The following is a 15,014-nucleotide window of genomic DNA, read 5'->3' on the forward strand; positions in this document are numbered from 1 at the left end:
ACCTTACAATAGTTCCGTTTGTGTAAATCAACAAAATGATAACATATTTTTTAGATTTTTTCACAATAAAAAATTCACAAAAGCTTAAAAATGTTGTAATATGACTCTTGAAATCTTCTAATCGTGAGCTTATATATGAAGCATTAGAGATTAGTTGTAGCGGCGATACACTTTTCTTTCGTGTAAAGGAAAGAGCCAACCCGGCCTTAGTAGTTAGCCTGTTATTTTTTGTACCAATTAATATGGAAGTAAACATCACACGTTTTGCAGTAAAACATTATAGGGGTGAGAGAATGATGCAGGGAAAAGGTAATGAAAAAGAACTTCATCGCGGATTGGAAGAAAGGCATATCACTCTTATGTCGTTAGGGGCGGCTATCGGGGTCGGACTGTTCCTCGGTTCCGCATCTGCTATTAAGCTGGCGGGTCCCGGGATTTTGCTGGCATACGGCTTCAGCGGCATTATCATGTTTTTCATTATGAGGGCTCTTGGAGAGATGGCGATTCAAAAGCCTGTGGCAGGTTCGTTCAGCAAGTATGCGCGTGACTATTTAGGCCCTCTTGCCGGTTATTTGACAGGATGGAATTATTGGTTTTTATGGGTTGTTACTTGTATGGCGGAAATTACAGCGGTTGGTATTTATATGAAATACTGGTTCCCGGATGTTCCGACTTGGATTTGGGCATTGGCTGCGCTTGTTATTATGACAACAGTCAATTTCTTGGCTGTAAAGGCATACGGGGAGTTGGAGTTTTGGTTCGCGCTTATTAAGATTGTGACGATTATCGCTATGATTGCGATTAGTGCGGGAATGATTGTTTTTGGTATCGGAAACGGCGGCATCGCTACAGGCATTCATAATTTATGGGAGCATGGCGGCTTTTTACCGAACGGAATCAGCGGCGTTCTCATGTCGTTGCAGATGGTTATGTTCGCTTATCTGGGCATTGAAATGATCGGTGTTACAGCCGGAGAAGTTAAAAATCCGGAGAAAACGCTAGCGAAAGCAATCGATTCTGTATTCTGGCGTATTTTAATCTTTTATGTAGGGGCACTTTTCGTTATTATGGCCATTTATCCTTGGAATGAAATTGGCACACAAGGGAGCCCGTTCGTTTTGACATTTGAGAAATTTGGAATTAAGTCGGCAGCAGGTATTATCAACTTTGTCGTGCTGACAGCGGCTCTTTCTTCCTGCAACAGCGGTATCTTCAGTACGGGACGTATGCTGTTCAACTTAGCGGAGCACGGTGAAGCACCGAAGCAATACAGCGCTCTTACAAAAGGCGGCGTTCCGGGCAAGGCTGTTTTAGCTTCTGCAGCCGCTTTATTAATAGGTGTCGTGCTGAACTATATGGTGCCGGCAAAAGTATTTACATGGGTAACGAGCATCGCCACATTCGGAGCGATCTGGACGTGGGCTGTTATTTTGTTATCTCAAATCCGTTACCGCAAGAGCTTGCAGCCAGAGATGCAAAAACAACTAAAGTATAAAATGCCTTTTTTCCCATATGCTTCTTACGTTTCACTAGCATTTTTAGCAGCGGTCATCGGCCTTATGGCTTATAATCCTGACACAAGAATTGCGCTTGCTGTCGGACCGGCTTGGTTCGGCATCTTGGTGGCCTTTTACTACGGTAAAGGACTTCACAAAAGAAATCAGAAGGAGTATTCACAGGAAAAGCAAATTGGCTGAAAAGAAGCGGGGCTCATTAATGAGCCTCGCTTTTTTAGTTACCCAATAAATGAATGGTATAGTGGCATAATACATATATAAATGAAAAAATAAATGACCAGGTGACTTGTGATATGAAGCAAATATGGTATATTTACACGAATGATATTCGCAACATAGCAAAGCATTGGGCCGCTATTATCATTGTACTCGGTCTCATGATTTTACCATCGCTTTATGCGTGGTTTAATATAGGTGCTTCGTGGAATCCGTATGCAAATACGAAAGATGTCCCGATTGCAGTGGCAAACCAAGATGCAGGTGCGAATTTGCGCGGAAAAGATATTGATATCGGGAAAGAAATCGTGAAGTCTTTAAAAAAGAATAAAAATCTCGGATGGAAATTTGTTGATGAACAGCAAGCGATAGAAGGGGTAAAACACGGAAAGTACTATGCAAGCATTACGATACCAAAAGATTTCTCTGAGAAAATCACAACGGTTTTAAGCGACAATCCGACAAAACCGGAGCTTGACTATTATGTGAATGAGAAAATTAATGCGATCGCACCGAAGATCACAGCAAAGGGCGCAGCAGGCGTTACGGAGGAAGTAAGCAAAAACTTCGTGAAAACGGCAAACGGAGAGATGTTTAAGCTTTTCAATAAGCTCGGCATCGATCTTGAAGCCAACCTACCCACCATTGAGAAGGTGAAAGAGCTTATCTTCAGATTAGAAGGACAGTTTCCTGAAATTCATCGAGTGATTGATACTGCATTAGACGATGCAGGGAAGGCGCAGGGACTTGTGAAAACAGCGCAGGACAGTTTGCCGGCCGTTGAAGATCTGATTTCGGGCGGCCAGCAGATGACAAAGGATTTAGATGCATTTTTCGCAAGGAATCAAGATGTGTTGGAAAAAGCGCCAGCGGTAGTGAAGAGCGACTTGATGAAGCTGCAGGAAGCTGCAAATGGGGTAGTCCAGATTACGGATTTTCTTCAAAATCCGGCAGACAATATTGATTTGAATAAGCTGAGTGAAGAGGATTTTCGGAATATAGCGGATGTTTTGAAGCATAAGCTGGAAACAGTGCGTTTCATCGCTAGCGGAGTAGGCGCTCCGGTTAACGGAGATCTGGCTGCAGCGCAGCTGAAAGAAGTGCTCCAAGAGAAAAAGAAATTCGCGGATCTTAGCAGGGAAGCTGCAGATTCCTTGCTCCGATTTTCAAGCCAGCTGAATGATCGATATCAGACGCACATTTTCGATAGCTCTATTGAGAGACTGCAAACTGCTCAAAAAAATTTCACGGCTTTGGACAGCAAAATCGATGAGGCTCTCGCCGTAATCGATAAAGGCGGGAAAGTACCAAAAGAGCAGCTGGATGCGATTAATCAGTCTTCTAAGGAAGCTGCAGTCGCTTTGAACCAAGTATTGTCGAGCTACGAGGGGAATCTTGCAAAATTGGAGCAATTCAAACAAAGCGGAATCAACTTAGACCAGGAAAAAGGGCAATTACATACAATTATCGATCGCTCTAATGCCGCGATTCAGTTAATTGACAGCATGATACCGGTATTGAATGACATAAATCAGCTTACAGGCGGAAATGAGGCTGATCCTGCGGTTCGTCAGCTTCTTCAAGCGAGAGGAGATTTTCAAAAAGCAAACGATTTGGCTTATGCAGCTTTAGATGCCATTAATAAAGGGAAAAAACCGGCTAAAGATATCATTGATGGCATGAATGCGATATCCAAGGAGGCTTCAAAAGCGTTAGGTGATATTTTAGCGAGATATGATTCTGAAATCGTCCCGCGTTTCAATAATGCAATTGCTCGTACAAAACAAATGTCAAAAGATGTATTCAGAATTTTAAGCAGCGCAAATGAAAGTCTGCCAACTATAAAAAAACTGCTCGATGATGCTGCAAAAGGTCTTGTATTAGGGATAGGAGAGGTCAAAAAAGTAAAAGCGGATCTTCCGGGTGTCGAGGCTAAAATCAAAGACCTTGCTGCTAAAATACGTGATTTCGAGTCAAAAGAGAATATTCGCGATGTAATTAAACTGTTAAAAAATGACGTGGAAAAAGAAAAGGATTTCTTTGCGAATCCAGTGAAGCTGAAGGAGAATAGACTGTTCCCTGTATCGAACTACGGCTCGGCGATGTCTCCGTTTTATACAGTGTTATCGTTATGGGTAGGGGCATTGCTGCTTGTTTCTTTGCTGACTGTAGACGTTCATGACGGAGCGGCTTATAAAAGCCATCACGTTTACTTTGGGCGCTTCTTAACGTTTCTGACAATCGCGCTCGTACAATCATTTATTGTGACAATGGGCGATATGTTCATACTCGGCACATATGTCGCCGATAAATTCTGGTTTGTGCTGTTCGGTTTGCTGATCAGCACAGTCTTCGTGCTCATTGTATACTCGCTCGTATCGGTCTTTGGCAATGTGGGGAAATCCATGGCGATTATTTTGCTCGTGCTTCAGGTTGCCGGCTCGGGCGGAACGTTCCCAATTCAAATGACGCCTAAGTTTTTCCAGGTCATTTACCCGTTTTTACCGTTCACCTATGCAATTAGCATCATACGTGAGACGGTTGGCGGCATACTGTGGGATATCGTTTGGAAGGATCTCTTCATTCTAAGTATGTATATCATCATCATGTTTGTAATGGCCTTGGTGCTCAAAAAGCCTATCAATAAATCGAGTGAAAAGTTTATGGAAAACGCAAAGGGAAGCAAGCTGATTCATTAATGGAAATGCATCGCTGGCTTTTACATTCATGGCAGCAAGAAAAGCAAACAATCGTTATGGTAACCCATGATTTAGATGAAGCAATTTTACTGTCCAACCGAATCTTTATCATGTCACAGCAGCCATCGACTATTATCGGTGAGGTGAAAGTGAATTTACTTCGCCCGCGCAGCATGGATATGCTGACGTCAGCAGAGTTAAAAGAAGATAAAGCGGAAATTTTGCGTATACTGATTCCTTATATGAGGAAGGAAAGCTAAAGGAAAAGCAGATGGCCTAAGCCATCTGCTTTTTCTGATTAATTATTGATATAACGCTCAAATACAAATCCAAAATCCTTCACATTATATTGCTTTCTCGCATCCATTAGCCAAGAGAAAGCAGCGCCGTTCAATTCCTTGAATTGGTCCACTACGCTGTTTTCCGGACTGGAAACGCGGCTTAGTGTGGCGGAAGCCAATTGCAAGCTTTGCTGGGCATAATTTAAAGATATTTCATTTTCATGGGAAAGTTCCTCGATTTTAATTAGGGCCTTATATAAATCCTTCAGCTCTTCCAAATGCTTTTTATGTACATCAATGGAATAGTATTCAGCACCCATATTAAATTTCAATTCAACGTCCAAATCTACTGTACCCGCGGTTTCAAGCATAACACCGGAGATTTTGTGCGTGCTGTAGCTTAGGCGACGAAGCTTGCGCTTTTTGCTTGTTGCGCTTGTACCGTCGAGGTGCACCAGTGCTTTATTTGTAAAGCAATATTCATCTGATTTTGATTTGATTAGGAAGAAAATTTTCTCATCATCTTCGTGCATGATATAATCGTCTGCATCTACTTTATCGTAATCCTTCGGCTGGATTACAGATCCCACATCACTTAATCCAAGAACGTCAGCTGCTATTTTTCCAAACATATTATCAGCCCTTTCTTCGTTTGTTTCGGGTTTATCAGTCTTTATTATAACATGGGCAGGGTATTGTTTTTGTTAAAATTTTCAATTTTCTTATTGTACATATGAACGCTAGAAAAGTAAGAGCTTTTTTATCATAGAGAAAGAAGATATTGCCAATTATAAGAATACGGTATATTGAGGAGAAGGGAGGACATCATGTGCAAGAACAACAAACGTTTGGCGCTCCTATTGAATCCATGTCTGCTTTAGTGCAAATGTTTCAAAAATCCAAGGACTTTATCCGGTTTCGCCCTAAGGACATAAATCCTCAAATTATCATTTCTTTTTTTCGCACTCTAATCAATGAAGAAACGCTGCATAGAGATGTTTTACCGTATATGCCAACAAGCGAAATTCTGTCATTCCATGATTTGAAGGCTGTGTTGCCGATAGAAGCGATGGAGATTACAGATAACGTTGAACAAATTTCCAGTAAAGTGCTAAACGGTTACGCCATGATTGAAATAGATGGGGATCATGCCTTCTGTTTATTGGTAAGCTTGTGCAATAAGGAAGGAAGACAAATTTCGGTTCCTGAAATTGAATATAATGTTGTGGGGCCGCAGGAGGCATTCGTAGAGCTGCTCGACATCAATTTAAACCTGCTGCGCCGCAGGCTTCCGACCCCGTATTTACAGGTTGAAGAACTGGAGATAGGAAGCTTGTCCCATACACGGGTGGCGGTTACCTTTATCGATGGAATCGCCAATGAAGAAAACATACAGCATGTACTGGACAAGCTGCGGAATATCGAAATTGATCATATACAAGATAGCTCTTATCTGATCCGAGCGATCGAGGATAATCCAAATTCCTTGTTTCCTCAGTCCATCAATACAGAACGTCCTGACCGGGTGGCGGGTGTATTGGCCGAAGGGAAAATTGCGATTTTTGTGAATGGTTCTCCTTTTGCCATTACGCTGCCGACAACGTTTGTGGAGTTTTTTGCTGCTGTAGATGACTATAATCTTCCATGGCTGATGGCAACCACATTCCGGCTGCTAAGAGGATTTGCCGTGTTGTTCTCCATGCTGGCAACACCTTTATATGTCGCTGTTTTAACGTATCATTATGAGTTGATTCCAAAGGAGCTCTTGAAAACTCTCATTGTATCCAGAAGCAAAATTCCCTTTCCGCCTGTGATTGAAGCGCTGTTTTTGGAAGTCGTCATCGAATTGCTCCGTGAGGCCGGTGCGCGTTTGCCTTCCAAAGTGGCACTTACGGTAGGTATCGTAGGCGGTATCGTAATTGGACAGGCAGCGGTAGCAGCAAGTCTGACCAGCAATATTTTGATTATTATCGTTGCGTTATCGGCATTGGCTTCTTTTACGACGCCTATCTACAAAATCGGCAATGCGCTTCGCTTGACTCGCTTCCCGTTTATTCTTTCAGCGCAGTTTTTGGGAATGTTCGGAATCATTTCATTTAGTTTATTTTTGCTGACGCATTTAGTACGAGCGAAATCTTTGGGACGCCCGTATTTGGCGCCTTTTTATCCGACCCGATTGGCGGATTGGAAAGATAGTATCATTCGTCTGCCGCTCTCAACATTTTCTGAGCGCCCTATCACCGCACGCGCTCGCTATCGGAATCGTTTTGACAAAGAGAAAGTAAAGCGGCAGAAAGAGAAGACAAAAAGTGATTTTGACGAATAGAAGGTAGGGATGTAGCATGAAGTCTGTTCCTGTACAATATCAAGTGTCGCCCTATCTTGTCTTTTTTCTTGTTCATTCGCTGCAGGTAGGGGTTGGGATACTCGGATTTGAGAGGATTGTAGCTAAGTTTGTCGGAAATGACGGATGGATCAGTATGCTTTTGGCCGGATTGACTGTAAACGGTGTTATATGGATTATTTATAAAATATTGAGCCGGTCTGACGATGACATTATTGCTGTTCATAAGCAAGTGTGGGGGAAATGGGCGGGAGGAGGATTCAGCTTGCTGTTTCTTGTCTACTTGTTTATTTCCGGCACGACTATTTTGCGTTCATATATAGAAGTTCTTCAGGTTTGGATGTTTTCTAATGTCCAAACGTGGGTATTTGCCATTATACTGCTGTCTTTAACCTATTATATTATCTCCGGCGGATTCCGGGTTGTGACGGGAATGTGCTTTTTCGGAGTAGTGGTGCCGGCCTTTCTCGTGTTTACATTTTTTTATCCTTTAAAATATGCGGATTTCCGTAATCTTCTGCCGATTTTCAATCATTCTCCTCAAGAAATTATGATGGGGATGCAGGGATGTCTCTTCAGCATCATGGGATTTGAATTGCTCCTCATGTATTATCCTTTTATTAAAGATGGTCAAAAATCGCAAAAATACGCACATTTTGGTGCTGTAGTAACAACGGTCATCTACACATATTTAACGGTTCTTACTTTTGCGTTTTTCAGTGAAAATCAACTGTCGCGCAGCATATGGGCCTATTTAAGCATGATTAAAATCATTGAATTTCCGTTTATAGAGCGGTTTGAATATATTCTCATTTCCTTCTGGGCTTTTGTTATTATACCTAACATCGTTTTGACTTTATGGGCAGCGAACCGAGGATTGAAGGAGCTTTTTCAGATTAAGCAAAAGTACGGACTATTGGCCCTTTTATTCATTGCGCTCGTTTGCAACATCATCATGGATGATCGCGAAAAGATTAATATGATGAACGCTTTTGTCGGAAAAGCGGGGCTGTATCTTGTATATATATACCTCCCTGTATTGCTGCTTGTTCAGACGATCAAACGGAAGATGAGGAAAAAAGCATGAAGAAATGGTTATCGCTCTATGCTGCTTTAGTATTATTAACGGCTTGCAACCAGACAAAGATACTTGATGATTTGAATTTGGTGCAGGTTCTGGGATTCGATTTGGCGGAAGGCAGGAAAATGAAAGGAATGTTTGTCGTTGCGCTGTACAGAGGAGAAAAGAAGATGCAGACAAGAATGTTTTCTTCGATTGGGAAGACTGGAAAAGAAATTAAAGCACAGGCTGATTTGAAATCCGCTCTGCCTTTAGAGATAGGGCAAGTGCGTGTGATTATGTTCAGCAAAAAATTTGCGCAGCATGGAGTCAAAGAGATTATAAATACATTGGACCGGATACCGAGAGTAGGGAATTTGGCGTTTCCAGCTGTTGCTGACGGGGATTTGGAGAATGTTTTAAAAACACAGTACCTAGAGGAAGAGGGAGTAGTAGGATATTTATCTTCTCTTATTGAACAAGAAATAAAAATGAATAAGCTTCCTAAATCTAATTTATATTTGTTCTCCAACAGCCTGTATGACAATGCGCGAGATGCCTATCTTCCCTATATTTCAAAGGAAAAAGATAATCTCAAGGTTTCCGGTCTTGCTTTATTTCGAGAGGACAAATTGCAATATATTCTTCCGGCAAAAAGCATGTTCATATTTAAAGTGCTTGTAGAAGGCTTCAGTAACGGGGTATACGGGTTTTATTTGCGAGATCAGTATGCGGCTATAGAAAATATTAAAGCACAGACACATTATTCGTTGACTAAAGATACACAGCCTGTATTGAATGTGAAAGTCAAGGTAAAGGGAAAAATGCAAGAGCTCACACAAGACAAAAATCTTGATAATCCCAAAATGGTAAAACAAGTCGAGAAAGCGATGGAGCAGGCCATTCAAAAGGAAGCAGAGGAAATGATCCACAAATTCCAAAAAAAAGGTGTAGATCCGCTAGGAATTGGAAAGGTATACCGGGCCCAAACGAGGGGATGGAATGAAGAAAAATGGAGAGATATGTATCCAAGTTTAAAAGTTCGAGTCAATGCAGAAACCAATATTGTACAATCTGGTGTAATGGAATAAAGATGATAGAAATCGACACCTTATACCTCTGTCTTTTCATAATTTGCATATTTCCACGGAAATACAACAAATTTCCGTGTCTTTTGTCAGCGTTTCCCAAAAACATGCAGCTATACTTTTTCACTCATTATCCCATACTAAAACTGCTTGATTTTCCAATAAAGGAGTGAAAAGAATGGGAAGAGGAAAAGCATTTCACCACAAGAAAAAAGGTCATGAACCGCAGCCTCCGAAACATGCAATGACGAATAAGATAGCGCCTGAAAACGATTTGGAAGAGCTTCCGGAGCTTGTGACGCTGGAGACTTATAAAAACAGCTTGAGAAAAGGATGAACATGGCTGCCTGACAAAGGCGGCTATTTTTTGTTTTGAAAAGCAACAAAATGGATAGAGCACAACATCCCATATGCTAGTAAAGCAAGATGTTTAAGGAAGGGGAGAATGAACTACAGTGGGAGAACCGCTAAAAGAGCTTTTCGAGTTTTCACGCAAGAAGTTCTTTGATAATCAAGCATATGATTTATAAAGATTTTATTTCTAAATATTATTGACAATGATAATCATTATCAATAATATAGCTTATGTAAGTAAATTTTGGAAAAAGGGGAGAGTCAAAAATGGAAAATGCTACACTTTTACTTGATTCAGAGGAGCAGAAGATATTGGAGTATTTAGATATATATCGGCCAGATATAACAGAGCTGTTCTTACGTTTTCTGCCGCAGGCAAGAAAAGGAATTTTACATAAGCTCGTTCAAGCAGTTATAAGGGAGAACGTAATTGCCGGCAAGTATATAAGTCAGGAAGGTCCTCGCATTGTCGTTGAGCTCGCAGAAGAAAATAAATTACAAGTGCTGACACGGCAAGCTTTTTCGTTTGGAAGATTTGATACAGACAAGGTTATAAAGCTGTATGCGGATGGGCACATCCAAATTCTTCAGCATCCCGCTGAGTTGCTGGAGATCTTGGAGAAAGAAGGATGGATAGAAGAAGGCCTGCAGTATGAACGTTTTCATCAAGAATTACAGAACAGTGTTGCCAACTACGCTTTGGCCCTTGCAGGTGCAGAGTTGCGCAGAGGTGCTTTGCCTTTACTTGCAAAGTCATCTATTGAGTGGGTGGAAAAGCAAATGCAGTCAGTTTCATTCAGTCCTTTATCCTTTTACGAGCAATGGGTGGTGGATGGTCATCCGCTGCATCCGGGAGCAAAAATTAAAATGGGAATGGATGTGGCGGATGTTATCCGCTATTCACCGGAATGGAGCGGTAACCCAGAAGTCAGAATTGCCGCTGTTCATAGGGATTCTTATCGAACCTTCTGTATGGATAGAAAATTTACTGAGATTTTGTACGAGGAGTATCCAGAGCTACAAGAGGTTGTAAAAAAAGAGTTGGAGCAACACGGATTGCATGAAGCAGATTATGAGCTTATCCTCCTTCACCCTTGGCAAGCTGAAAATACGATTTCCTCTCTTTGTGAGAAAGATATTGCAGAGAAACGAATGGTCTGGATTGAAGGGATTCAAATTCCAACAGCTGCGCTTATGTCGTTTCGTTCTTTGTCTCCCCGACAGGATCGAGGAGAGAAGAAACATCATATTAAAACAGCTGTAAATGTGCAAACTACTGGTGCTGTTCGGACTGTTTCGCCTCATTCTGTACAGAACGGTCCGATGCTTTCAACCGTTTTTCGCGAAATCCAAGAAAAAGAACAAGGATTTCAGCAGCGTTTTCGAATCTTGGAAGAAAAAGCAGGAGCGCACTTTGAGCCTGATGCGAATATTGATGAAGAGAAAAAGCTGCTGTTGCGAAAAAATACAGGCTCTTTGCTTAGAGAAAATCCTGAAAGCTACACAATGGAAGGTGAAATTGCTATGCCAGGCTCCGCTTTGCTTGCGCGTTCCCCATTCAGCGGTAAAACTATTGGTGAGGAATTAGTAGAGAAGTATGCAGAGCATAAGAAAATTGCTTCTGCTGAACAAGCTGTTTTATCATTTTTAAAGCAGTATGCAGAAGTGTGTCTGCCGCCGCTTTTGACGCTTATGAGTAAATACGGCGTAAGCATGGAAGGGCACTTGCAAAATAGTGTGATGGTATTTCGAAAGGGAGAACCGATGCGGCTTCTGATGCGTGATTTTGGCGGAGTCCGCATTTTGCAGGAACGGCTGGAGAAACAAGGGCTGAAGGCGGCATTTTATCCGGGATCAGCCACTATTGCTGATGATGTGGAGGATACTCGCAATAAGATGTTTTATCCTGTTCTCCAAAACCATTTTGGTGAATTGATTGCTTCTTTTGTAAGGCATTTCAACATATCAGAAGAAGAGATGTGGAAGCCTGTTGCTCAAGTATGCTTACATACCTATCGGGAGTTAAAGAAAGAGCAAGTGGTCCAACAGCAGGCTGCTGCAGATGAAAAGGCATTGTTTGCTCCTTTTATGGATTTAAAAGCGATGGTTAAGATGCGCCTGCGCGGAGATGTGACTGATTATACATTCGCCAAAGTTTCGAATCCGCTTGCAGCGGTGGTGAAGGAGGAGAAAGCATGAAGCCGGTTTCTGAATTTCCCATATCGTTTGCCGTTGATCAGTTAAATAAAGAAGAGTTGCATGTGTTGCGTATGTTAGAAGATCAAGCGCCGCACTTGCTTTCTTCGTATGCAGATAGCCTTGCGAAAGCTAGATCTGCCAGTCTTCAAAGGGTTTTGATGTGTTTGTTGAGAGAGGATGCGTGGGGAATTTTTTCGCGGGCATACGATTTACAGATAGCGGCGTCCATTGTGATTACCGATCTTCCTGATTCTTTGGAGTTTGCGGAGCAAATGATCACAGGAAATAGCTTGATTGAAGACGGCTGGTACAAAGCCGTTATTCTACAAGAGAAAGAGCTGCTTCTTATACCCATTCGCCATGCATATGCTTTTCGCCGGATAGAGACGGGAGAAAAGGCTTTTTATATACAAAAAGCTTCGATAAAAGAGATTACATCCATCTCTGATTTGCGTTTTCTGTTTTCCGAGAATGCCTCCTCTTCTAAACTGATGCAGGAGCTGGAAAATAGCAGCGCCAACTTGGCGCTATCATACGCTTATGAGAAGGAAAGAAAGAACCGCGCTACGATACAGGAGGAAAATACGATTCAATATGTTTTAGCAGAACAGAAGAGAAACGCGGCATTTCGTTCTGATTTATTTTTTGAGCAGTTGTGCACGCAAGGACATAACCTGCATCCTTGTGCAAAAACGAAAATGGATATGAAAGCTCATGATGTATTCGCTTATTCTCCAGAGTTCGAGCATCCCGTTCCTTTGCGATTCATAGCGCTGCACAAAAAAAGTGCAGAATGGAACTACAGTGAAGGCAAGGAAGAAATCTTATTTCAGGCTTTCCCTAATTTGCGAAAGTGCATGGATAGAGAGCTGCAAGAACAAGATTTAAATTCGGAAGACTATATTCCCGTACCGGTTCATCCATGGCAAATGGAACATATCCTTCCTGTTATATATGAATGTGAGCTTCAGGAGCGAATCGTTGTTCCTATTACCGATTTTTGTGAGCAATCCTATGCGACAGCTTCATTCAGAACACTTTTGACGGGTGAACTAGGAATCAAAGGTGCGATTCGTAGCCAAATGACATCGACTGTCCGCTCTATTTCTCCGCAGACAGCCAATAACGCTGCATTAGTTACAGATGTAATCAAAAAAATTATGAAGAGAGAGCCAGCGCTCAATCGTATTTTTGTACCTGTCTATGAGCTGGGAGGAGGAAGCCTCCGTTCAGAACAGGAAGATAAGAAACGAAACTTGTCTTTCGTGGTGCGTGAATCTATTTCCAAGTATGTGGGAGAAAATGAAGTAGCAGTGGTTGGTGCTGCTCTTTACAGCGATTCGCTTGTAACAGGGAAACCTGTGTTATTGGATATTATCAAAGAGTATGCGAGAGCAATAAACGTATCTTCACTTTCAGAAGCCGCATCAGTTTTCTTCTCAGAGTATGCTTCGATTTTATTGGAGGGGTGTTTAACCCTCATGGTTAAATATGGAATAGGGTTAGAAGCACATTTGCAAAATATCGTTTCCGTATTTCGAAACGGCCGTCCCGTTCGTATGCTGTTTCGAGATTGGGGAGGAGCGAGAATTTATGCGCCGCGTTTGGATTCACATAGTTTCATGCCGGATTTCTATCCAAATTCGCTTATCATCACTGATTCTGTGAAAGAGATGCATAATAAAGTGTTTTACACAGCTGTGCAAAATCACTTAGGAGAAATTATTTATTTGCTGTGCCGTCATACTGAAGTAGTGGAAGCAGATCTTTGGAAAAACGTAAAGAATATATGCGATACAATCTTTCAGAAGTGGGAACAAGAGTATAAAGAAGCTGTCGTACTTGATCGGCAGGCTTTTTACACTGAACAAACGGATTATAAGGCATTGTTGACCATGCGCTTGAACGAGGGAGAGAAAGGTTACAGCTATGCGAAAGTGGATAATCCGTTGGCGAACGCGGAGAGTCTTTTGTGACACAAGCAAATCTCTCTCCCTCTTTTTCAAATCGATTTGCTTTGCAATCGCGTTCTTTTCGCATTTTTTTGTATGGTAGTCTGGTAGCTCGTATAGGAGATTGGATGGATTTAGTGGCGCTTAATTGGGCAGTGCTTACCATTACGGACTCTCCAATTGCCTTAGGCATCATAAATGCATGCCGTCTTCTTCCAGCGTTCTTATTCAGCGTTCCCGCCGGTGTAATGGCAGATCGTTATGATCGGCGCAAGCTTCTCATTTGGATTCAATTCGGAATGATGCTGTTGACCTTCTGCCTGGCTTATGCAGTGGAGAATAAATGGAGCCTTTACGCATTTATTGCCATTGTAGTATTGCGCTCCGTTTTGGCGGCAATGGACCCGCCTGTTCGCAATGCTTTTGTGACAAATCTTGTATCAGGGCATAAGATGAAAAGTGCTGTAGCGTTAAACACGACAAGTATGAACCTTTCTCGCATCATTGGACCGGCTGCGGCAGGCTTGTTGCTCATGAAAATGGAGGTATCTCAATTATTTTGGCTGAACGGATGCAGCACGGCGGCAGCTCTTATGTCCTTTTTTCTTGTTCATTCTCATGATGATTATGCAAAAAGGGAAAGAAGCTGCGGGAAAGTCACAATCCGAGAAGCAATCGTGTATGTCCGCGAAAACTCTCTTGTTTCTTCCCTGTTGCTTCTTGCCGTAGTGCCCATGCTGTTTGGATTTCCGTATACAGCACTGCTCCCTTTGTTCGGGAAGGATATTTTGCGTTTAGGAGCAGAAGGATTCGGGTTGTTGCTTTCCGTATCGGCAGTCGGAGCTGTACTTGGATCGGGCTTTCTGTCAACAGGCAAGGAAATCAGAAAACCTGGAAGATGGCTCATGATTTCTATTATGGCATTTGGAAGCTTCCTGTTGCTTTTTATGTTTTCAAACCATGTAATCGCAGCAAGTATTATTATGTTTTTTGTCGGTTTTGCAAGCCAGTTGTATCGAACATTAAGCAGGCTTACCATTCAATTGTACGTTCCTGACCGGTTGAGGGGAAGAGTGCTGAGCATTGCACTTATGGACAGAGGATTCATTCCGCTTGGTGCTCTTCTCATTGGGATGCTTGCTGATTGGACAAGCTCTTTTTGGGCGGGAATTTTCATGGGGATAAGCTGTATTGTTTTTACGCTGCTTGTCGGTGTAAAGTACCGCCAAATATGGCATCTCTAATAAAGCAAATAGATTAGTTGTATACTTTTATGGAAAAGGGCAAGCTGAGACAGCTTGCCC

The 15,014-nt window shown here is 42.1% G+C and carries 11 protein-coding genes; 10 read left to right on the forward strand and 1 reads right to left on the reverse strand.

All coding sequences use genetic code 11. The features are described 5' to 3' along the window. Positions 1-296 precede the first annotated feature (296 nt). From alaP to H540_RS0105790, 3 genes are all read left to right on the forward strand, one after another. On the forward strand, positions 297-1,697 hold the full coding sequence (alaP, locus tag H540_RS0105780) for an alanine permease AlaP (protein WP_028399827.1): 1,401 nt from the start codon (positions 297-299) through the stop codon (positions 1,695-1,697). Positions 1,698-1,810: 113 nt separating this feature from the next. Then, positions 1,811-4,432 carry a YhgE/Pip domain-containing protein gene (locus tag H540_RS0105785; RefSeq protein ID WP_028399828.1) on the forward strand — a complete coding sequence of 874 codons (2,622 nt, stop codon included), beginning with the start codon at positions 1,811-1,813 and terminating at the stop codon, positions 4,430-4,432. Then, a complete protein-coding gene (locus tag H540_RS0105790) occupies positions 4,432-4,692 on the forward strand; it encodes a hypothetical protein (RefSeq protein ID WP_028399829.1) in 261 nt (86 codons plus the stop codon). Before H540_RS0105785 ends, H540_RS0105790 begins: the two co-directional genes overlap by 1 nt. Positions 4,693-4,730: 38 nt before the next feature. Here H540_RS0105790 and H540_RS0105795 read toward each other — a convergent pair whose 3' ends face one another. Continuing rightward, a complete protein-coding gene (locus tag H540_RS0105795) occupies positions 4,731-5,345 on the reverse strand; it encodes a PH domain-containing protein (protein ID WP_028399830.1) in 615 nt (204 codons plus the stop codon). Positions 5,346-5,581: 236 nt separating this feature from the next. On the opposite strand from H540_RS0105795, the gene H540_RS0105800 reads away from it, so the two are divergent. From H540_RS0105800 to H540_RS0105830, 7 genes are all read left to right on the forward strand, one after another. Further along, entirely contained in the window at positions 5,582-7,039 is a 1,458-nt protein-coding gene (locus H540_RS0105800; RefSeq protein WP_051317006.1) for a spore germination protein, read from the forward strand. Positions 7,040-7,055: 16 nt separating this feature from the next. Then, entirely contained in the window at positions 7,056-8,144 is a 1,089-nt protein-coding gene (locus tag H540_RS0105805) for a GerAB/ArcD/ProY family transporter (protein WP_028399832.1), read from the forward strand. Further along, a complete protein-coding gene (locus H540_RS0105810) occupies positions 8,141-9,208 on the forward strand; it encodes a Ger(x)C family spore germination protein (protein WP_028399833.1) in 1,068 nt (355 codons plus the stop codon). Before H540_RS0105805 ends, H540_RS0105810 begins: the two co-directional genes overlap by 4 nt. 175 nt (positions 9,209-9,383) lie before the next feature. Next, on the forward strand, positions 9,384-9,542 hold the full coding sequence (locus H540_RS33995) for a hypothetical protein (protein ID WP_169729569.1): 159 nt from the start codon (positions 9,384-9,386) through the stop codon (positions 9,540-9,542). 284 nt (positions 9,543-9,826) lie between these two features. Next, positions 9,827-11,758, forward strand: coding sequence for an IucA/IucC family protein (locus H540_RS0105820; RefSeq protein WP_028399834.1), 1,932 nt, complete (start codon positions 9,827-9,829; stop codon positions 11,756-11,758). Then, positions 11,755-13,734: an IucA/IucC family protein gene (locus tag H540_RS0105825; protein WP_028399835.1), complete on the forward strand. Its 1,980-nt coding sequence runs from the start codon at positions 11,755-11,757 to the stop codon at positions 13,732-13,734. Before H540_RS0105820 ends, H540_RS0105825 begins: the two co-directional genes overlap by 4 nt. Next, entirely contained in the window at positions 13,731-14,954 is a 1,224-nt protein-coding gene (locus tag H540_RS0105830) for an MFS transporter (RefSeq protein ID WP_028399836.1), read from the forward strand. The genes H540_RS0105825 and H540_RS0105830 overlap by 4 nt, the downstream gene beginning before the upstream one ends. The last annotated feature ends 60 nt before the right edge of the window (positions 14,955-15,014 follow it).

Source organism: Ectobacillus panaciterrae DSM 19096, from assembly GCF_000430785.1.
In the GTDB taxonomy this organism is placed as follows: Bacteria; Bacillota; Bacilli; order Bacillales; family Bacillaceae_G; genus Ectobacillus; species Ectobacillus panaciterrae.